This is a genomic window from Wolbachia endosymbiont of Laodelphax striatellus, from assembly GCF_007115015.1.
Classification (GTDB): Bacteria; Pseudomonadota; Alphaproteobacteria; order Rickettsiales; family Anaplasmataceae; genus Wolbachia.
Genome location: NZ_MUIX01000001.1, coordinates 94,320 through 115,926, shown reverse-complemented (window position 1 = coordinate 115,926; position 21,607 = coordinate 94,320). Strand labels below are relative to the sequence as shown.

The 21,607-nt window shown below is 35.1% G+C and carries 18 protein-coding genes and 3 pseudogenes; all 21 read left to right on the top strand.

The features are described 5' to 3' along the window. Positions 1 to 157: 157 nt before the first annotated feature. The 21 genes and pseudogenes from BVG17_RS00540 (at position 158) to BVG17_RS00435 (ending at position 21,563) form a co-directional block, all read left to right on the top strand. A complete protein-coding gene (locus BVG17_RS00540; protein WP_063630523.1) occupies positions 158 to 2,239 on the top strand; it encodes an AAA family ATPase in 2,082 nt (693 codons plus the stop codon). An 864-nt stretch (positions 2,240 to 3,103) separates the two neighbouring features. Continuing rightward, on the top strand, positions 3,104 to 4,522 hold the full coding sequence (locus BVG17_RS00535) for an AAA family ATPase (RefSeq protein WP_143688739.1): 1,419 nt from the start codon (positions 3,104 to 3,106) through the stop codon (positions 4,520 to 4,522). A 69-nt stretch (positions 4,523 to 4,591) separates the two neighbouring features. After that, positions 4,592 to 5,443 (top strand): BRO-N domain-containing protein, encoded by an 852-nt coding sequence (locus BVG17_RS00530; RefSeq protein WP_007302946.1) that lies wholly within the window; start codon positions 4,592 to 4,594, stop codon positions 5,441 to 5,443. Positions 5,444 to 6,096: 653 nt separating this feature from the next. Then, positions 6,097 to 6,563, top strand: a pseudogene (locus BVG17_RS00525) (crossover junction endodeoxyribonuclease RuvC). Between the two features lie 112 nt (positions 6,564 to 6,675). Beyond that, positions 6,676 to 7,890, top strand: a complete 1,215-nt coding sequence (locus tag BVG17_RS00520; protein ID WP_010405490.1) for a DNA modification methylase — start codon at positions 6,676 to 6,678, stop codon at positions 7,888 to 7,890. Between the two features lie 35 nt (positions 7,891 to 7,925). Beyond that, complete coding sequence (locus BVG17_RS00515; RefSeq protein ID WP_077188538.1) at positions 7,926 to 8,396, top strand: hypothetical protein; 471 nt, start codon at positions 7,926 to 7,928, stop codon at positions 8,394 to 8,396. Between the two features lie 2 nt (positions 8,397 to 8,398). Continuing rightward, positions 8,399 to 9,868, top strand: coding sequence for an ankyrin repeat domain-containing protein (locus tag BVG17_RS00510; protein WP_077188539.1), 1,470 nt, complete (start codon positions 8,399 to 8,401; stop codon positions 9,866 to 9,868). After that, positions 9,865 to 11,700, top strand: coding sequence for a phage terminase large subunit family protein (locus BVG17_RS00505; RefSeq protein WP_077188540.1), 1,836 nt, complete (start codon positions 9,865 to 9,867; stop codon positions 11,698 to 11,700). The genes BVG17_RS00510 and BVG17_RS00505 overlap by 4 nt, the downstream gene beginning before the upstream one ends. After that, entirely contained in the window at positions 11,690 to 11,914 is a 225-nt protein-coding gene (locus BVG17_RS00500) for a gpW family head-tail joining protein (RefSeq protein ID WP_077188541.1), read from the top strand. Before BVG17_RS00505 ends, BVG17_RS00500 begins: the two co-directional genes overlap by 11 nt. Next, positions 11,915 to 12,185: pseudogene (locus BVG17_RS00495) on the top strand (phage portal protein); the annotation flags it as partial. Between the two features lies 1 nt (position 12,186). After that, a partial coding sequence (locus tag BVG17_RS00490) for a phage tail sheath C-terminal domain-containing protein (protein WP_276528478.1) occupies positions 12,187 to 12,491 on the top strand: 305 nt, incomplete at its 5' end. A 15-nt stretch (positions 12,492 to 12,506) separates the two neighbouring features. Next, positions 12,507 to 13,013 carry a phage major tail tube protein gene (locus tag BVG17_RS00485; RefSeq protein WP_143688738.1) on the top strand — a complete coding sequence of 169 codons (507 nt, stop codon included), beginning with the start codon at positions 12,507 to 12,509 and terminating at the stop codon, positions 13,011 to 13,013. Positions 13,014 to 13,095: 82 nt separating this feature from the next. Next, complete coding sequence (locus BVG17_RS00480; protein ID WP_143688737.1) at positions 13,096 to 13,353, top strand: phage tail assembly protein; 258 nt, start codon at positions 13,096 to 13,098, stop codon at positions 13,351 to 13,353. Between the two features lie 109 nt (positions 13,354 to 13,462). Beyond that, on the top strand, positions 13,463 to 15,769 hold the full coding sequence (locus BVG17_RS00475; protein WP_143688736.1) for a phage tail tape measure protein: 2,307 nt from the start codon (positions 13,463 to 13,465) through the stop codon (positions 15,767 to 15,769). 1 nt (position 15,770) lies between these two features. After that, positions 15,771 to 16,118 carry a phage tail protein gene (locus BVG17_RS00470; RefSeq protein WP_143688735.1) on the top strand — a complete coding sequence of 116 codons (348 nt, stop codon included), beginning with the start codon at positions 15,771 to 15,773 and terminating at the stop codon, positions 16,116 to 16,118. Further along, positions 16,115 to 16,324 carry a tail protein X gene (locus tag BVG17_RS00465; RefSeq protein ID WP_096676762.1) on the top strand — a complete coding sequence of 70 codons (210 nt, stop codon included), beginning with the start codon at positions 16,115 to 16,117 and terminating at the stop codon, positions 16,322 to 16,324. Before BVG17_RS00470 ends, BVG17_RS00465 begins: the two co-directional genes overlap by 4 nt. Then, positions 16,325 to 17,035, top strand: a complete 711-nt coding sequence (locus BVG17_RS09055) for a hypothetical protein (RefSeq protein WP_241654103.1) — start codon at positions 16,325 to 16,327, stop codon at positions 17,033 to 17,035. It begins immediately after the preceding gene. Between the two features lie 442 nt (positions 17,036 to 17,477). Then, entirely contained in the window at positions 17,478 to 18,791 is a 1,314-nt protein-coding gene (gene ltrA, locus BVG17_RS00455; RefSeq protein WP_143688734.1) for a group II intron reverse transcriptase/maturase, read from the top strand. Positions 18,792 to 19,123: 332 nt separating this feature from the next. Beyond that, a complete protein-coding gene (locus BVG17_RS00450) occupies positions 19,124 to 19,495 on the top strand; it encodes a JAB domain-containing protein (RefSeq protein WP_241654102.1) in 372 nt (123 codons plus the stop codon). A gap of 288 nt (positions 19,496 to 19,783) precedes the next feature. Continuing rightward, positions 19,784 to 20,341, top strand: coding sequence for a hypothetical protein (locus BVG17_RS00445; RefSeq protein ID WP_241654101.1), 558 nt, complete (start codon positions 19,784 to 19,786; stop codon positions 20,339 to 20,341). 76 nt (positions 20,342 to 20,417) lie between these two features. Next, positions 20,418 to 21,563, top strand: a pseudogene (locus BVG17_RS00435) (IS3 family transposase). The last annotated feature ends 44 nt before the right edge of the window (positions 21,564 to 21,607 follow it).

Below are 21,607 nucleotides of genomic sequence, written 5' to 3'. Positions count from 1 at the left end.
TCAGACAATCGTGAGTTTTTTACCCTCTGAAAGTCTAGAATCTTTTTTCAAACCTCAGACACTCAAAACTTTGATCAGACAATGCACCTATGAACTGAACAGTTTTTGTAAATCCGGTGAATATATAGAACAAGATTTTCAACTTACAGGTGATTTCATGAATAATGTTCAAGAACTTAAAGAACGACTTCTATTAAACCTAAGATCTTGTCTTTTGTACTTGCTACCTAACGGAACTTTTCGTGGTGATAAGTTTTATGTAGGCAATATACAAGGTGATAAAGGCAAGAGTCTGGTAGTAGAATTAAGTGGCAGTGAAGCTGGCCTATGGCATGATTTTGCAACAGGAGAAGGTGGTGATATCATTGATCTTTGGGCAGGAGTACATAGAAAAAGTACGAGAATAGAGTTTCCTGAAGTAATGACTTCTATAGCTCAATGGCTTGGTCATTTCAAAACTTCAACTGCATATTGGGATTATTACGATGAAAACGGCCAAGCTATTGTTAGAGTCTATCGTTATGATGATAATAATGGAAAGCGATATCTTCCTTTTGATATCAAAAAATCCACCTTTAGTGTACCAGAGATAAGGCCACTATATAATATTCCAGGTATTTTAAAGTCCGATAAAATTCTTCTTGTAGAAGGGGAAAAGTGTGCAAATGCTCTCATAGAGCAAGGTATTACTGCCACAACTGCAATGTCTGGAGCAAATGCAGACCCAAATAAAACAGATTGGACACCACTCAAAGGTAAACATGTTATTATTTGGCCAGATAATGATGAACCAGGTAAGAAATACGCTGAAAAATCTGCTATGAAACTTACTTGTCTTGGAGTTGAAGAACTTTGCATTTTGGAAATACCTAAAGATAAACCAAAGGGTTGGGACGCTGCTGATTGCGTGAAAGAAGGTATAAATGTTGAAAAATTCTTATCTTCAATTCTTCAAGTTCCATATGTGAAAAAACTATCAACTACCGAGGAATTCTCGAAAGTTCAAAAAGCAGGACGTCGCATTTCACTTTCAGCAATTCCAGTAATAAAGTATTTAAACGATAAATCACCAATGCCGAAAGACATAATAGCTCCAAGAATTTTAACTCCAGGAGGACTATTGGTGTTTGCAGGTGCACCTAAGGTTGGAAAAAGTGATTTTCTTATTTCTTGGTTATTACACATGGCAGGAGGAGTTCCATTTTTGAACATGATGCCCACAAGACCTTTGAAAATCTTTTACTTACAAACTGAAATTGGCTATCACTATATGCGTGAACGTCTACAGCAGATTAAACTAAATGAAGAACTTCTTGAAATTGCTGGATATAACTTAGTTATTACACCACAAGTGGAGTTGCTTCTAAATGATGATAGTATAGAGATTATTTTAGATAAAATAGAAAGTTCATTTGGCTCGAATGCAGTTGATATAATAGCAATAGATCCACTACGCAATATTTTTGATGCCGGCGAGAATAGTAGTGAAAATGACAACAATGCTATGTTATTCTTTCTACAAGAAAGGGTTGGTAAATTGAGAAAGCTGGCTAATCAAGATGCAGGGGTTATTTTAGTACATCATACAAAAAAGATTCAAAAGAAATCATTAGAAGAAGATCCCTTTCAAAGCTTTAGTGGAGCTGGTTCATTGCGAAGTTTTTATACTACAGGAATGATAATGTTTAGACCAAATGAACAACAAAGCTGTCGTCAGCTAATATTTGAGTTACGCAATGGTCATGCTATTGCATCAAAATACGTTGATAAAATTAACAATAACTGGTACGTAGTTGATTATGAATCGCAAAGACTTGTGAATAAAGATTATGGTCAAAGGTTAGATGCAGAACGTTCGCGTAGGTATGATACTATTCTACAATTAATTTATGATGAAGCACGGAAGGGACGTCTATATACAATAAATTCGTTCTGTCAGGCATTTGAGAATAAAGCAGGTCTTGGTAGTCAACATTCGATCCGTGAACGTATTGATACTTTAGCTACAAAAGGCTATATAAAATTTAACAGAGAAGGTAAAAATGGAGCAAGAACTAGATATGGGGTGCTTTGTGTTGCAGGCATGGAAAAGAAAAGTAAGGTATTTGATCATCAACTGAATAAAGAAGTGACAATTTATGAAAAGGTCTTACCAACCGACTATAAATCACTGGAGAATGGTAGCATTTTACCAGTTGAAAATCCGAATACTTGGGTTCATCATAGTATCTGCAATTAATAAAATTAAAATAGAAAATATGAGTTATTTCAGTCTTCGGATTTGCTCAGTTTGTCTTCAGAATTTGCTTAGTCTATGCAGACTGAATTTAGTAAGGATGAAAGAAATGCGAGATTTTCAACAACTTAGAGGGATTATTGAATTTTATAGCTGCAGACTGAGCAATAGGGAAAAAGTTCAGGAATATAGAGGGTTTTGTTCAACTTTCAGTTTTCAGAATAACTCCTATTATTATATAATAATAATATAGTAGTATGACTTTAAAACATACTACTCTGTTCGTTTCTCTTTTACTTACAATAATAAGTTATGTATATGTGTAAAGCTCTCTTTCAAAGTTATCTGATAAAAGAAATGAAAGAAAACGCTCAGAAAAAACAAATGGCCCGTAATTGCGTTTTAAAGCCATTCTACAACTTCAGGGTACAAATATAACACTAAGACCTAAATTACTTATGTAGAGTAGCTTAAAACTCGACCACGAGGCACCTCTAAATTATTTTTTACTTTAAACTTTTACTTGCTTATAAAAAAAAGCTTACTTTAGCTTATCACGTTTTTTATTTGTTGTAAAATATCTTTTCAAAAAGGTGAACAGTTTTTGTAATTTCGGTGAAACAAGAGCTGGTTATTTTGGAGGTCTTATTGAGATATAACGACCTTTATCTAAAATTCTTAAGTTGAGTCTTTAGGTAATCTCTATAAATAATTTGTAGATGAAGCTAAAGGAAAAAAGTTGCTGCCATAAACATAAGCTACTGATCTCGTAAACTGCTTAAAATGGAGACAAAGATCTAAATTTATTTATTTACGTCTCCAATTTTATCGCGTATAACGGAGATAAAGATTTATGTTTCGTATTTTATGTCTCCATCATTTATTGGTAGAAAAACTGAGTTAAAGCAATTACTGGAGCTTACAGAAAAAAATACTGCATCTTTTGTAGTAGTCAAAGGAAGGCGTCGTATAGGAAAAAGTCGTTTAATTCAAGAGTTTGGTAAGTATTTTGAACAATATTACTCCTTTATAGGTTTGCCACCAGAAAAGCATACTACAATGTCCTACCAACTTAATGAGTTTTCTAGACAAGTTGCTAGACAATTTAATACATCTTTTGCTAGGTATGATGACTGGAGCGATTTACTATGGGCAGTTGGTGAACGTCTACTATCAGGAAAAACATTATTGCTGTTTGATGAAATTTCTTGGATGGGCTCAAAAGATCCAACCTTTTTAGGCAAAATAAAAAATTTTTGGGATACGCAGCTAAAAAATAATAACAAGCTAATTTTCGTTGTTTGTGGATCAGCTTCATCCTGGATCGAGAAAAATATACTTAGTAGTACTGGTTTCGTAGGGAGAATATCGTTAACTTTAACACTCGGAGAATTATCACTTTCTGATTGCAACGAATTTTGGCCAAAAAATATTTCAGCATATGAAAAGTTTAAGGTGCTTGCAGTAACTGGCGGAATTCCAAAGTATTTAGAGGAGGTAAATTTTAAACATAGCGCTGAAGAAAATATTAAAAGGCTTTGTTTTACAAAAGGTGGGTTTTTAGTTGAAGAATTTAATCAAATATTCTCAGATTTATTCATGCGAAAAACGGCTTTTTATAAGCAAATAGTCAGAGCTCTTTCTACTGGAGCTAAAGAACAAGAAGAAATTTGTGTTACTTTAAATATCGTAAGGCATGGACGCATTTCTGAGTATCTATATGAACTTGAGCTTGCTGGTTTTATTGCAAAGGATCATACTTGGAGTATAAAAACTGGTACTGATTCACGACTCAGGAGGTACAGACTTCAAGATAATTATTTAAGGTTTTATCTAAAATATATCGAAAAAGATCTAGGAAAAATTAGTCGTGACACCTATTCTATAGGGTTCTTACCAGAGTGGTATACAATTATTGGGCTTCAATTTGAAAATTTGGTGCTGAACAATAGAAAGAGTATACATAATATCTTAGGAATTGATGGAATAATAAGCGAGAATCCATTTTTTCAGAAGAGAACGCGTAATAGTGCAGGTTGTCAAATTGATTATATGATTCAAACGAAGTTTAACACTCTCTACATTTGCGAAATCAAATTTTCAAAAGATAAAATTGGTCATTCAATAATGCAAGAGGTACAAAAAAAAATAGATGCACTAAATCGTCCGAAAGGCTTTTCATGTCGTCCAGTCCTTATCCACGTTAATGATGTAAGTGATGATGTTATAGATAGTGGTTACTTTTCACACATAATTGATTTTGGAAAATTATTGAATTGTAAGTAATGGTTTTTCTGACTTTAAAATAGTGTCTTTTTAGTTTTTATGTTTATTCTTAACTTATAGAGGTTGCTTATGACTGATACTTTAACTTTAAAAGAGGGAGATATTGAAACTACTGCTTTTGATAATAGCAATTTTACTAGAGTATTACATGATGGAGAATGGTGGTACGTAATAACAGAAGTAATAGCTTTTCTGACAGGTAGTAAGAACCCATCTGACTATCTAAAAAAGATAAAAAGCAGAGATATAGGGCTTTCTGAAGGATGGGGACAATTTGTCACCCCCCTTGAAATTAAAACAAAAGGTGGTAAACAGAATGTTAATTGTACAAATGTTGAGGGGTTGTTTCGTATTTTGCAGTCTATTCCTTCCAAAAGAGTTGAACAATTTAAACGTTGGCTTGCAAAAGTTGGATATGAAAGGCTACAAGAATATGAAAATCCTGAGCTTGCACTCAAACGAATCTATGCCGATTATGCTGCAAAAGGGTACCCTCAGGAATGGATACAAAAGAGAATAGAATCGATAGCTGTCAGAAATCAACTAACAAAAGAATGGGGTAACAGAAATATATCTGACCACAATAATAAGTATATTGAAGGTAGGGAATACGCAATATTGACAGACGTAATTTCTGAGGGAACGTTTGGAGTAAAAACAAAGCATCATAAGGAAATAAAAGGCTTGAGGAAACAACCACTAAGAGACCATATGACACCAATTGAATTAATTTTTAACATGCTAGGAGAACAGGCTACCATTGATGAAATAAAAGATAAAGATGCACAGGGCTATAATAAAAATTTAGAAGCGGCAAAGGAAGGAGGTAAGAACGCAGGCACAGCAAGAGAGGCATTTGAAAAAGCTAGAGGTGTGAAAGTCGTTTCTTCAGATAACTTTTTAAAGAGGATTAAAGATTAAAGTTCTCACTATGAGAAATCTCTGAATTTTATGATTTAAAACGTTTTAGAAGGTTATTATAGCGTTATCTCTGATTTAGATAGTTTGTTTTGTATGCTTTTACCAAAAACTCATGTAATTTCTGAGCTGCATTAAAATTATTTTAACTTTTTTTGAGAAAATCCCGGAAAAAGTAGTAAGAAATCCGGTATATATATTATAGAAGGGCATTGATGCAGTTTGTGGATGCGCTTCAAATACAAAAACTTTAAGTGTCAATCTGAAACTCGGCAAACAAACATTGAGTAGACTTGTATTTTTTTAGATAAGGTAAAAACTTCGTTCTAAAGCTAGATGTGGTTTTATAGATATTAACAACAGCAATTCACCAAAGAACGTACGTAATACCCTCTAAAACTTAATTAAATAGCATTGTCGGTAATCTTACTACTGCAGAACAAATCTCCGTTTAAGTCTAACACGATTTTTATCCTTTGCAAAAAAAAAGTGAACAGTTTTCGTAATTTTGGTGAATATATAATAAGAAAACGACTTTCTGCAGTAGCACATGATTCTCGTTGTTGGCCTACAAAAACCTATGAATTTCTAGTGTGTTTTGTAGAAACCAGACGATATTTTGGAGTAAGTGCTACTTGTAATTTTAATAATAGCAAATGTCAATCCTAACACTGGACCTCGGCAAACAAACGGGCTGGGCTATTCTGCATGACGGAGTAATTGAAAGTGGAAGCAAAAGCTTTCATGGTAGCCGTTTTAGCGGAGGTGGAATGCACTTCTTAAAATTTCGTAGCTGGCTAAATGAAATGAAGGAAAAGTTCTCAAACATTGAAGCAGTGTATTTTGAGGAAGTAAGAAGACATTTAGGAACTGATGCAGCGCATTGCTACGGTGGTTTTCTTGCAGTTCTCTCTGCTTGGTGTGAAGAACATCATGTGCCCTACCAAGGTGTTAATGTTAAAACTATCAAACGCTTTATAACAGGCAAAGGTAATGCAAGTAAGAGTGAAGTTATTGAAGCTGTAAAGAAAAAGGGGTTTCACCTAGAGATGATAATGAGGGGGATGCTTTGGCATTAATGTTCTATCTTAGTAAAGATTTTAATAGTCTAAAAATGCCATAAAAGTGGGTCCTTTCGGCCATACTGGCGGGTTTGGTGGGTTAGACCCCAGGCCTTTTCTAGTGTTAGACATATTTTGAATATTAACTTTTTAATTATTAAGAATTTAAATTATATGAATTTAGCAATCCACTACTATCCTATTCGAAATCTAGTTGAATATGAGCGTAATCCTCGTAAAAATGACGATGTGGTCAACAGAATGTGTGCTTCAATCAGGGAATTCGGCTTTCGTATTCCAATAGTTGCAAAAAGTGATGGTACTGTGGTTGATGGTCATTTAAGACTTAAAGCAGCAAGAAAACTTGGTATGGAAAGTATTCCCGTAGTCTTAAGTGATAATTTAAATGGACCACAAACCAAAGCTTTTCGACTGCTTGCCAATCAATCAGCTAACTGGGCAAAGTGGGATGATGATCTTTTGAAGGTGGAAATTCAAGAGTTAGAAGATTTGCAATTTGACCTTAAAATGACAGGATTTGAATTGGAAAAAGTTCAAAGGTTTCTCGATGATTTTGATGGTGAAAAAGAAGATCTTTCTGATTTAGCTGTTGATAACAAAAAAGTAACAAAACCAGGTGATCTTTGGATTTTAGGTGATCATAGAATCTATTGTGGTGATAGCTCTGTAGTTGAATCATATAAAGCGCTGTTAGATGATAAAATGGCAGACATTACTGTTTGTGATCCTCCATATAACGTTGATTATGGTAGCAGTCAAGAAAGAGAAGATAAAAAAATATTAAATGATAATCAAGGTGAAAAGTATGAGCTTTTTCTTTACGACATCTGTTCCAATATTTTAGCATATACGAAGGGAGCAATTTACATCTGCATATCATCATCAGAGTTTTCAACGTTACAAAAAGTATTTGAGGAAGCAGGAGGAAAATGGTCGACATTTATCATTTGGGCAAAGAATCACTTTACGCTAGGCAGGTCTGATTATCAAAGACAATACGAAGCAATGCTCTATGGATGGAAAAGCGGCAATAAACGTGAGTGGCATGGAGGAAGAAATCAAAGTGATCTGTGGTTTTATGATAAGCCAACACACAATACACTACATCCAACGATGAAGCCAGTAGAGCTAATGGAGAGAGCAATAGTTAATAGCAGTAGACCAGGAGACATAGTACTTGATCCATTTAGCGGTTCTGGCAGCACACTGATTGCATGTGAGAGAACAGGAAGAATTTGTAGGACAATAGAGCTAGATTCAAAATTTGTAGATGTAACGATAAAACGTTGGCAAGTGTACACAGGTAGGGAGGCAATTCTTTCTGGTACTGGTAAAACTTTTTCAAAGATTCAAGAAGAAAATTCGTAGAAAAAAGGTAAATAAAGAGAGAGAGGAGAAAAAAAGTGAAAATCACACAAACAGAATGGGCAAGAGAGATAGGAGTATCAAAGCAATATGTCTGTTATTTAGTAAAGAAAGGAATAGTTGAGTTGGAGGATGGTTTGATCGACCGAGAACAAGCAAATGAAGCGGTGGCAGCAATAAGAGATCCGAGTCAGCCATTGAGGAGGAAAAATCCAGAAAGTACAAGTAACCTCTCCACAATGTTGCTAAAAACTAGAATAAAAAATGAAATGGAACGTGGTAAACTGCTTGAGGCAAAGGCAAAAGCTGAGATTGGTGAACTTGTAGCAGTAGAGGAAGTAAAGCGCGAAGCATTTAATGTAGCAAGAGTTGTCCGTAATAATTTACTTAATATTCCAAATAGAGTTTCAGCACTACTTGCATCACTGAGTGACACTGAAAAGATTCATATGGCGCTAACTGAAGAGATCACGAACTCATTACAAGAATTATCTAACGCTAAATTTTAATAATGTCTGCTAACTTAAGTTTGGAATTAATAAAGTGTCTCATTAATCAACCTGGATTAGATGTTAATGTTAGAGGATTAAATGGAAAGACACCACTACATTGCGCTATAGAGTTTGATGAGTTAAGTATGGTAGATCTGCTGCTTACAAAAAAGAATATCAATCCTTTCGTAGAAGATAATGATGGTAAAACATCTCTTGATTACGCCAAAGAAGGGAAAAAAGCAGAAATATTACAAGCGCTAATTAATAACAAATACGGATCAGAGGAAGATAGCTTACTTCACTTAGCTGCAATGATAGGTGAAGTTAATGCGGTTAGATATTTGATAGGAAAAGGTGTTGACGTTAATGTACGAAATGCTCTGCATCATACGCCATTACATCTAGCAGCAGGCATAGGACATGCAGAAGTTGTAAAGATTTTGATAAGAGAAGGAAAAGCTGAAATAGATGTCTTTGATGCACGAAATCAGACACCAATGCACTATGCAGTTAATAATAAAAAGTTGGAGATAGTAAAGTTACTGCTGAAGCTAGGAGCAGATGTAAATAGTGCACGCATGGGACAAAACTCAATGAAATTGTCACCTGTTCATATAGCTGTAAGTAATGCTAATTATGATGAAAGAGATTTGTGTCTTGATATTCTCAAATGCTTAATAAAGGAGCCTAATGCTCAAGTAAATTTGCAAGACTACGAAAATAAAACACCACTACATTACGCTGAAAGACTTAAAACAATAGAAGTTTTACTAACCCGAGAAGATATAGACCCTCTGGTAAAAGACGATAGCGGTAGAACACCATTTGACTACGCTAAACCTGAGATAAAGAAGGCTTTGATGAGCAACAAATATGGATCTGAAAAAAATAGTTTATTACATTTAGCTGCAAAAAGAGGAGAAATTGAGCTTGTAGAGTCCATTTTAAAAGAAGAAATTGATATTGATATTTCAAACAATAAAAGTCTATCACCGATTTACCTTGCTGCAGAAAAAGGACATTTACATGTAGTAAAATTACTACTGGAAAAAGGAGCAAACTATACACCTGTTCTGCACTCAGCAATCAAGTCAAATAATTTAGAATTGTTAAAAACTTTATTTAAAGAAAAGAGTATCAAATTACCAGATGAGATAGGCAGATCTGTACCAATTTATTATAGGTGTATAGAGCATAGAGATGCAAAAGTAAGAAAATACAATAATGTGATCTGTATTTTTACCTCAGTAAGTGCAGTAGCAATAGCGGTATATATAGGGTTAACAGCAACAACAATAAGTAGTGCAATCATTTTTGCAACAATAACAGGAATACTTGCACTTATTATAGCAATAATGATAAGTGAGATGAGCAAAAGATATATAGAAAACGAATTTCAGAAAAAGATGTTTATGGAACTGGAGGAATGTAGTTCTACTGTTAATGATGTTGAGATAGAACCAGCAATAAGTAGGGTTAAGGTATGATCTATGCTACATCTTTTTCTGAAGGTTTAAGACCAGATCCGCAGCTTAAAGTATCAGAGTGGGCGAATGAGTATCGAGTTTTAGCGCCAACTGCAGCATCAGAGCCAGGAAAATGGAGAACGGAAAGAACTCCTTATTTAAAAGAAATCATGGATTCACTATCTCCATCTTCACCAGCGGAGAAAATAGTATTCATGAAAGGAGCACAAATTGGAGGAACAGAAGCTGGTAATAACTGGATTGGCTATATCATAGATCAGACACCAGGTCCAATGCTGGTAGTACAGCCAACAGTTGAAATGGGAAAGCGTTGGTCGAAGGGAAGATTTGCACCGTTAATAGAGAGTACGCCATGTTTAAAAAGTAAAGTAAAAGACCCAAGATCAAGAGATTCAGGGAATACTGTGCAAAGTAAGGAATTTCCAGGTGGAATTGTAGTAATAACAGGTGCAAATAGCAGTGTAGGACTTCGCTCTATGCCAGTAAAATACCTCTTTCTTGATGAGATTGATGCCTATCCAGGAGATTCAGGAGGTGAAGGAGATCCAGTACTGCTCAGTATTGCACGAACTAATACCTTTGCAAGGCGAAAGATTTTTTTAGTATCAACACCAACGATTCATGGAATAAGCAGAATTGAGAAAGAATTTGAAGCAACAGATAAGAGATATTTTTTTGTACCATGTCCGCATTGTAATTATTATCAAATATTAAAATGGGCACAAATAAAATGGGAAGATAAAAATCCAAATACAGCACACTATATATGTATAGAATGTGGTGAAAAGATAGAAAATCATCAAAAGACAGAGATGCTTGAGCGTGGAGAATGGAGGCCTACTAATAGAGTAAAAGGTGAGAGAAAAGGATTTCATCTTTCAAGTCTTTATAGCCCAGTTGGGTGGTATAGTTGGCAACAAGCAGTAGAAGATTTTCTTCATGCAAAGGAAAGTGAACAATTACTAAAAGTATGGATAAATACCACTTTAGGAGAAACTTGGGTAGATAAAGGAGAAGTACCAGACTGGAAGCAATTATTTAACAGGAGAGAATTTTTTCCCATAGGCACAGTACCAAAAGGCGAAGTAGTTCTCACAGCAGGTGTTGATGTCCAAAAAGACCGGTTAGAAGTAGAAGTTGTAGCATGGGGAAAAAGCCGTGAAAGTTGGTCAATAGACTATCGAGTATTTGAAGGAGATACAGGAGGAGGAGAAGTATGGGGAAAACTCTCTGAGCTCTTAAATCATCATTTTATCGGTGAAAATGGGCTTGAATACATGATAAGCATGATGGCGGTTGATGCTGGATATGCAACGCAAGAAGTGTATAATTGGGTAAGGAGTCATCAAGGATCTGGAAGAGTAATGGCAGTGAAAGGTGTAAATAAAGCACTAGTACCACTTAGCAGCCCAAGTAGAGTAGATATAACAGTTGGTGGTCAAAAGCTAAAGAGAGGAATAAAGCTATGGCCAGTTGGAGTATCGATATTAAAGTCAGAGCTTTTTCAATTACTTAATGTTTTAAAAGAAGGTGAAGAAGCTCCAGCAGGATATTGTCATTTTCCGGAGTATGCACCTGAATATTTTAAGCAGCTAACGGCAGAGCAATTAGTCAGTAAAGTAGTGAAAGGATATACCAAACAAGAGTGGCAAAAGGTAAGAGAGAGAAATGAAGTACTAGATTGCCGAATTTACGCAAGAGCAGCATCTATTGCGCTTGGTATTGATAGATGGCCAGAGAGTAAATGGAATAGTTTGAGTGGAAAAATGGAAAGCAAAAAGCCTAAAAAAGTAAGACAGAGTAAGTGGCTTGGTAATCAAAATGTACAGTGAAGAATATTTAACTCAAGTTGAGAAAGCAATTCAAAAACTGCAAAGCGGAGAAAGAGTTGTCTCAATTGCATATGGTGACCATGTTGTGCGGTACGGGGAAGTTCAAATAAAGGATTTATTGAATTTAAGACAACGAATTAAGGCTGAGTTAAAAGTTGCAGGCATGAGGCCAAAGAGGAAAATTGTTTTTTCAACGAGTAAAGGAATTTTATAAATGCTGCTAAAAACCTTCAAGCAATTATTTAACAAACCAAAGATAAAAAGCTCAGCGTGGGATGCAGCAGGCTCAGGAAGAAGATTTTTTCACTGTCAACCAGAGTTAGGAAGTATAAACAATTTGCTGTCTCAAAACCTTGAAACTTTACGTAGTAGATCACGTGATATGGTGAGAAAAAATCCTTACGCTGCAAATATAATTGATACGATAGTAAGTAACTCTATTGGAACAGGAATAAAACCGCAATCAAAAGCAAGAGATGGAGAATNTTCTATCAGTAAGGCGCACTGCAGATTTAATCAATGATAGTTTACTTCGAGCTCATTTATGGGCAGTTGATCGCAATATTACCAAAACCTATATAGATGATGTGATTGAGGGGGTAAATTCTTATTTGGCCAATTTAAAAGTACAAGGAGCGATTATTAGCGGAAAATGTTACGCAACTCCAGAGCTCAATACACCGGCAAACATTGCAAGCGGGAAAGTGTATTTTGACTTCGAGTTTACACCACCATATCCGGCAGAACAGATTACTTTCAGGTCACATCTTGTGAGTGGTACAATATTATAAAAATGGGAGAAAGAGATGTTACCGAAGATTTTAAAGAATTTTAATGTATTCGTAGATGGTCGGGGTTATGCAGGAAAAATAGATGAAATAACCTTACCGAAGCTTACCATAAAAACTGAAGAATATAGAGCTGGTGGTATGGATATTCCAATAAATATTGACATGGGCATGGAAAAGCTTGAAGCAGATTTTACTTTTGCAGAATATGATTCAGAACTTTTTAGACTTTTTGGTTTGATAGATGGAAATTCAGTAGCTTTGACGCTAAGGGGCGGATTACAAGGCAGTGGCAGCAATGAGGTTGAAGGAGTAATTATCAACCTTAGAGGCATATTCAAAGAATTTGACTTTGGTAGCTGGAAACCTGCTGAAAAAGCCACTCTCAAATGCACTGTCGCTGCTCATTACTATAAACTTACTATAGGTGGTAATGAGTTAATAGAAATCGATGCTGAAAATATGATTAGAAAGATAAATGGTGTTGATCAGATGGCACTACTTCAAACGGTGCTTGGAATATGAAGATTTTTAGAATTCTATTTTTTAGATGTTGATCAAATAGTTACAACATTTTACAAGATTTTATTTTTTATAGGAAAATTTTATGCAAACTATAACACTAAACAACCCAATAACAGTTGATGGTATTTCTGTCTCAGAACTTACCGTTAGACGTCCAAAAGTTAGAGATTATCTAGCTATTGAGAGACTTAATGGTAGTGATCTAAGTAAGGAAGTAACTTTGACTGCCAATTTGACATCAGTTGCAAAAGAAGCGATTGAAGAGTTAGATATTGCTGATTATGTGAAAGTGCAAGAGGTATTAAAGGATTTTTTTTCACCAATTATCCAAAAAACTTGAGATTAGAAATACTAGTGCTTGGCTCTATCATAGGTGGTGGAGTTGAGCACATTCTTGATATGGAGATTAGTGAGTTTATTTTATGGAGCAAATTAGCTAGGGAGTTCAAATGTCAGTATTATCGATAAAAATAGGTGCGGTACTTGATGGCAGTTTTAATACTGTAATAAAGGGAAGCAGTAGTCAACTTACTCGTCTTGGTGAGAATATAAGAAAGCTTGACTCATCTTTAAAATCAGTATCAAAGTTTAAGCAGTTAGGTCATGATGTTTTGACTAGCAAGAGGTCATGGAAAGGCTTTGAAGATCAGGTAAAATCTTTAGCTAAACAAATGAAAGCGATAGAGAAACCAAGCAAAACTTTAAAAGCAGAATTTGACAAGGCTAAAACCTCCGCAATAAAAGCAAAAGAAGCATATTTGAAAAAGAGAGATGCTTTGCATTCATTTAATGAAGAAGTAAGGAAAAGTGGCAGAAATATTAAGTCATTAGTAAGTGACCAATATAAACTTGGTTCATCTGTTGAAGCGCTAAAAGGTAAGTATGGTAAACTTGGGTCTGCAATACGTAGTCACCAAAGTTTTTTAGCAACCAAAGCACATTTTAAGTCACAAATTATAGAGACTATTGGGCTAGGGCTAACGCTTGCAGCGCCAATTAAAGTTGCTGTTGATTTTGAATCGGCTATGGCTGATGTTGCAAAAGTAGTTGAGTTTAACAAAGAAACAAAGGAAGCTGATAAATTTGTTAAGAAGTTAAAAGAGATGTCACGTACTGTACCATTATTTGCTGCAGAATTAGCACAAATAGCTGCAAGCGGTGGTCAACTTGGTATCAAAAAAGAAGATCTTTTCAAATTTACAGAAACGGTGGCAAAAATGTCTACAGCATTTGATATGTCTGCAGAGCAAGCAGGTGATTCCATAGCTAAACTCTCTAACGTTTATGGAATTGATGTTAGTGAAATGGAGCATGTTGGTAATGTAATCAACCACTTATCAGATAACACTGCTGCTAAAGCAAAAGATATGGTTGAAGCTCTAGCAATAGTTGGTGGTACTGCAAAGCAGTTTGGATTAAAGTTTGAACAAACCAGCAGCTTAGTAAATGCTTTTATTAGTTTAGGTAAACAACCAGCAAAAGCTGCAACTGCTATAAATGCACTGCTTAGCAAACTTCAAACTGCTGAAGGTCAAGGAAAAGAATTCAAAGCAGCACTAGAAGAAATGGGCATAACCGCGGAAGAAATGGTACAAAGGATCAGTGAAAGCGGAGAAGAAACACTACTTCACTTTTTTCAAACTCTAAAGAAAATGGATAATCAGGAACGTTCTACAATCCTTATGAAACTTTTCGGTCAGGAATATCAAGATGATATTGCATTATTAGCTGGAAGTTTTAATAAGTATGAGGATGCAATAAAGTTATTGGCTAATACAGAAAAGTACGGAAGCTCTCTGCAAAAAGAATTCAAAAATCGTGCAGACACTACAGCCAATAAATTAAGACTCCTTCGAAATGCAATAGCTGAAGTTGGTATGAACCTGGGCTCGGTGATGCTGCCTACTTTAAAATTTATAGCTGAATTTTTACAAGAAAAAACTAGATATATAGCAGAGTTTGCAGAAAAATATCCAACCTTAACTACAGCAATCATGGGAACTATAGCAGCTTTAATAAGTTTAAAAATTGTAGCAGTAGGACTAGGATACGGATTTACATTGCTAGGAAGTACGATTTTTAGTCTGAAAGCAAACCTACTTGGAGTATTTTCATTTTTATCAGCTACAGTTTTTCCTGCAGTAGTAACAGGACTAAGAGCAATAACACTCGCTATAATGAGTAACCCGATTGGATTTTTAATAGCAAGTCTTGTTACTGGTGCAGCTCTTGTTGTGACTAACTGGCAAAAGGTGAAAGACTTTTTTTCTAGCTTTTTGGAATACATAAAATCACTCATTAAACCTATAGGAGAAGCCTTTTCATGGATAGAAAATACAGTTAGTAGCATATTTGCTAAAAATAGTCCACTGAAAGAATTTGAAAAAAGAAAAAGTATTGTTACTGAAATAAAAGCAGTACATAGTCCCCTAAAGAGTAATATTCTCAACAGTGGAAATCCTTTGCTAGGTAACAGTATAATTAAAGAATTTTCCAATAGAAATCAGAATAGCTTCAGAATCAAAAGCCTTATTGAGGAGAAAAAGTTTACAGAGAGTGATAATGATAAGATATTTGCAAAGAGTAAATTTGAAAATAAAGAACAAAATAAAACTCAGAACATCACTAATAATTATACTATCAGCATTAAAGCAGAGCCAAATCAAGATGTTCATAGTCTTGCAGATGAAGTAATAAAAAGGATAAGAGAAAAGTCACGTGATGTTTTATTTGATACCATAGACTCCGTTTATTAAAATGTTGTCTCTTGGCCCTTATAAATTTGCTCCAACAAGTTTAAAGTATAATAGAGAAAATCGTTGGAGTACAATTGAGTGTATTGAAAATATACCACTATTACAAAATATCGGTCAAGGTACAGAAAATATAGATTTAGAAGGAACGATTTATCTACATAATCTCAACGGGCTAAATCAATTAAAGAATATGAAAGAAGCTGAAAACCCACATGTTTTAGTAGATAGTTTAGGTAATATTTTAGGACAATTCGTAATTACCAAGTTAGAAGAAAAGCAGATGTATTTTTTACCTAATGGACTACCAAGAAAAGTTGAATTTAGTTTGAGTTTGAAGAGCTATAGATGACTATATATTATTTAGCCAAAGAAGGAGAAATGCTAGATCTGATTTGCTGGAAACATTACGGATTTACGGATGGAGTAGTGGAATTAGTACTAGCAGAGAACTTAGGTTTGGCAGAATACGGAAGCTTTTTACCGGCAGGATTAAAGATAAAGCTCCCTACTATTCAAAAAACAATACAAAAGTCAAAATTGAAGATCTGGGAATAAATGCAGCCAGATTTTATAATAGATAAATGTGAATCAATTAAAGATAGAGTTATATCATTACGCCTTACCGATGAATCTGGGACAATAGACGATGTAGTTGAAGTGTGTGTTGATTACAGAGATGAAAACTTAAATATCCCAGATGAATTGGATATTTCTTTAGGGTATAGGGAAATCGGAGTGACGCCCATGGGTATATATACAGTTAATGAAATTACGGTACAGAGTCCACCTAAAACCTTACTAATAAAGGCTCATGCAACAAATTTAAGACTATCATTAAAGGAGAAAGTATCTAAAGAATGGCATCAAATTACTCTAGGTAACTTGGTTAAGGAAATAGCAGAAAAGCACGGATATGGATGCAAAGTTGCAGAAGAATTTGAAAATGTGTTGATTCCACATATTAACCAAACAGAAGAAAGTGATATAAGTTTATTAACAAAAATAGCAATAGAACGTGAGGCAATGGCAAAGTTAGCTGGCGGATACATACTTTTTATTCCAAAAGGCAGAGCAAAGTCGGCAACTGGAAAAGCTTTAGGAACAACAGCTATTAGACCTCAAGACACGATAAATTGGAAAGTGCATTTTACTGTGAGTAGGTACAACTCAGTGGTTGCAAAATGGCATAGCTATGAAAGAGGTGAAACTATGTGTGACGCCAAGAAAGTGCGTAAGGAACAGTTGGTGAAAATCCAACACGGGTAAAGCTTAGCCAGCAGCCTGGAACAAACCATTATGCTGCGTAAGGTAACGAGCGTAGTAAAGCTAATGGAATGGACAACATAGGGTGCAACGAAAGTGAAGGTATTGAGTCCCGTAATTCACGCGTCATGGGGGCCGACACTTTACATTTGGTGGAAGGCAGCATGGGTAATAACGCTAAGGCAAGGTATTACTCACCCCGTCGGGATCGAAGGCCGCGTCATGTGTTGAGAGGGACCTTACGTGAACTTGGGAGATCCTTTGTATTCCTGTAAGGGTACTCTGGAACAAGTCAATAAAGGCGAGGACTGGAGGAAGATGCAAAGGAAGTCGGACTAACTGATAGTACTCGGAGTGTGGGAAAGCCACATACAAGGGGAAGCGGTTAGCAATATAGTGACTGGTATAGGGATTGCTATACCAATACAACAGAGATTGGAGGAGTATGCAAGGAAAACTAAACCAGATAGCAGTAAGGGCTAAGCAAGATAAGCGAGTAAAATTTACATCGCTAGTTCATTTGATTAATGAAGAGAATCTTGCAGAGTGTTACAAGGAACTAAAACGCAACAAGGCTTGTGGTATAGATCGTGTGACAGTGGAAGCTTATGGAGAAAATCTAGAAGAGAAACTTAAAACACTAGTGGATAGTATGAAGAGAAAACAATATCAACCGCAACCAGTGAAAAGGGTATACATACCCAAAGCCGGGAGCAAAGAGAAGCGCGGCCTCGGAATACCATCAACTGAAGATAAGTTGGTACAGGTAATGCTAAAGAAGATATTAGAAAATATTTATGAAGCAAACTTTATGGACAGCTCGTATGGATTTCGACCAGGAAGAAATTGTCATCAGGCGATAAACGCTCTAGATAAAGCAGTTATGCACAAACCAATTAACTATATTGTAGAAGTGGATATCAAGAAGTTCTTTGATAATGTTCAACATAAATGGCTAATGAATTGTCTAAGGGAACGAATAGCTGACCCAAATTTATTGTGGTTAATAAAACGATTTCTAAAGGCAGGAATAGTCGAAGTTGGATGTTATAAAGCAACCGATCAAGGCACACCACAAGGTGGTATAGTAAGTCCTGTATTAGCTAATATATACTTACACTATGTGCTGGACTTATGGTTTGAAAAGAAATTTAAGCCAAAAGCCAGAGGATATATACAGCTAATAAGGTTTTGCGACGATTTTGTAGTTGGCTGCGAGAGGGAAGAAGACACAAAAGAATTTCTAGAATTACTGAAACAAAGACTAAGTAAATTTGGGTTGGAAATAGCTGAAAATAAAACAAAAATAGTAAAGTTTGGTAAGAAAGAATGGTATCAAGCAGAAAGAGAGAAACGTAGGACGGCTAGCTTCAACTTTCTAGGATTTACACATTATTGTGGAAAAAGTCGTAATGGTAAACTTATGATGAAGCAGAAAACTTCAAAAATAAGCCTAGCCAGAAAGATTAAAGAAATCAAAGAGTGGTTGAAGATGGTACGAAGTCGTATCTGTCTCAAAGATTGGTGGCAGAAACTTAAAGCCAAAGTAACAGGACACTATAGCTACTTCGGAGTTAGCGGAAATTATCGGTGTTTGATTCAATTCTATCGACCGATAACAAAGCTAGCATTTAAGTGGATAAACCGACGTAGTCACAAGAAAAGTATGGATTGGGAACAGTTTACATACTATTTAAAAATAAATCCACTACCAAAGCCAAAGATATATGCTTCTTTGTACACAGGAGCACTAGTGTGAACGCTGTATTGTGGAGCCGTGTGCGGGAAATCCGCAAGCACGGTTCTTTTGGGGGGACTATGATTAAGAGACCAAATCGCTGGTTTTCAAGGTCATAAGTCTCTACCAGACCAGTGCTTTTAGGAGCAGTTCATGACAGAAAGCAAGCACAAGATGTTACTAAAACTCTAATGGATAATTGCCCAGGAATAGGAGAAATTTTTGGGACGAGAAAATCGATGATCTGAAAAATGATAGAAGGAATGGACCGAACATGCAGCTGCAGCAATTGAAATGTGTAAAAAGAAGCTTACAAGAGAGCACTAAGAGAAGGGTTAAAGAGAGGTCCTGTAATGGATAGCCAAGTAAAAGCTGATAGATATGTAAGGGTAAATATAGGCTTTTCAGCAAAAGAAGCTGTTCAGATAATATATTTGGATAAACAGAACCGTTTGATAAGAGACGAAGTGTATTTTGGTACAATAGATGAAGTACACCTATCTGAAAGGAAAGTGGTAAAAAAGGCGTTATCAATGGAAGCAGCATCGATAATATTATCTCACAATCATCCAGGAGGAAGTTTAGAGCCATCAGAAGATGATAAAGTAATGACTAGAGAATTAGTGTCAGCATGTCAAGGAGTGGGAATTGAGTTAGAGGACCACATTATTATGACAGATAAAGGATATTGCAGTTTTAAGGAACAGAGAGCTGTTATAAACTAAATTTCAATTGCTTGAGAAGTTTGGCTACACAATGCAATATAAAATCAAGTAGCAAAAAAACTAAGTCAAGAATCTGGAGAGAGATATTGGAGAATTACAAAATATAAAAGATCTTTGTATAATTTGTATGTTAAGTAATAGTTAAAGAATAAAAGTCCTGAGAAAGGTATTCTTTTATTATAAATAGTTGCAAGATATACAAGATCTTTTTATAATTTGTGTATTAAGTTAATCATAAAGCAATAAATTGCTCTGTAGACTTGAATAACATGCTTAATAGGAGGCTATATGACTACTAAAAAAACAGTATCATCTGATGATACAGATGGAAATACTTATGAGTTAATCATTGATTCTAAAAAGTTACCAAAAGGACTATATAGTGCTATTAGGCGTACTGGCAAAAAAAATCAGCAGCCTATATTTGTAGATGAGACTGATCCGAAAATATTTGATGATAAAAGCAGGTTTGAGAAGCCTGAAGGTGTGCCTTCCCCTGGCGATGTTTCTGAAAAATCAATCAATCTTGAAGAAGGACGTGAGATTTATAACAAAAAATCTTCAAATCGTCAAAACCCGTTTATTCCATCTTTAAGCAAGATAGAGCCAAGTGCAAGTGAAAATGCAGAATTGAGGTGGTTTAAAAGTAGAGTGGTAAAGGCAAAAAGCGTAGAAGAACTGAACAAGACTATAGACCAAGCACTAAGTGCTGGAATCAGGATAAATGCGTATAGCGAAGGGCAGAAGAGTTTTGCTGATACAGTAATATCGAAAATGCCTTTGATCAAATGCAAAGAAAATGAGAAGGAAGACATAATATGTGAATTGATGCTAAATGGACAATGACCTTACCCAGAAAAAGTAGACAGAAAGTTAAGACGTTTTTGAAGTAAAATAAAACGTTTTTTCAAAGAGGTGTGGTATGACAAAAAGAAAAGAATATACAGCAGAATTCAAAATTGAAGCTATAAGACTAGTAAAAGAAACAGGTCAATCATCAGCAAAAATAGCAAGAGATTTGGGTATTAGCGGTAGGCAGATGGGTAAAAACATACAATGATAGAATGTCTGGAGTAGATGCGTTTCCAGGAAAGGGGAAAGTAGCTCATTGTGACAAAGAAAAGTTTGATTTAAAGAAAGAGCTGGCAAGAGTAACGAGGGAAAGAGACATTTTAAAAAAAGCCCTGGGATATTTTGCAAACCAAAAAGAGTAAAATATTCTTTTATAAAAGAACATGAAAACTGCTATAAAATACGGGAATTATGCAGATTTTTGAACGTATCTGCTTGTGGTTATTATAAATGGATTACTAAGGAAAAAAACAACAAAAAATCAATAAGAGAAGAGCTCATACAAGATATTCAGAAGGTATATCGATCATCACAATGCAGATACGGAGCTCCTAAAATTCACGCTGAATTAAAGGCTTTAGGTAAAAATTATAACATCAAAACAGTGCAAAATATTATGCAGAAAAATGGCATTCAAGCTAAGCTTAGACGAAAGTTTAAAAGTAAAAAACCACAAATAGACAATAGAGTTATAACTCCTAACATATTAAATCAGAATTTCATCGCTGATCAACCTAACAAGATATGGGTAACTGATATTACGTACATAAAAACTAATGAAGGATGGTTATATTTGGCAGCAATAATAGATTTATATTCACGCATGGTGATTGGGTGGTCAATGAGTAATGCAGTAAATAGGCAATTAGTTATAGATGCGTTATTCATGGCTATTGGTAGGCGCAAATCTCCTAAAAATCTACTATTTCATAGCGATCAAGGATCGCAATACACCTCTAAAAATTATCAATTTTTACTAAGTACAAAAAATATTACTTCTAGTATGAGTCACAAAGGTTGTTGTTATGATAATGCTGTTTCAGAGAGCTTTTTTAGTTCACTTAAGAGAGAGTTACTCATTGATACTTCACAACACTCTGCACAACAAGCTAAAACCGCAATATTTGAATATATAGAAATTTTTTATAATAAACAGCGTAGACATTCTACTATTAACTATTGCATTCCTGAGCTTTTTGATTCATCATTCTCATAGCAAAAACGTCTTAACTTTCTGTCTACTTTTTCTGGGTAAGGTCA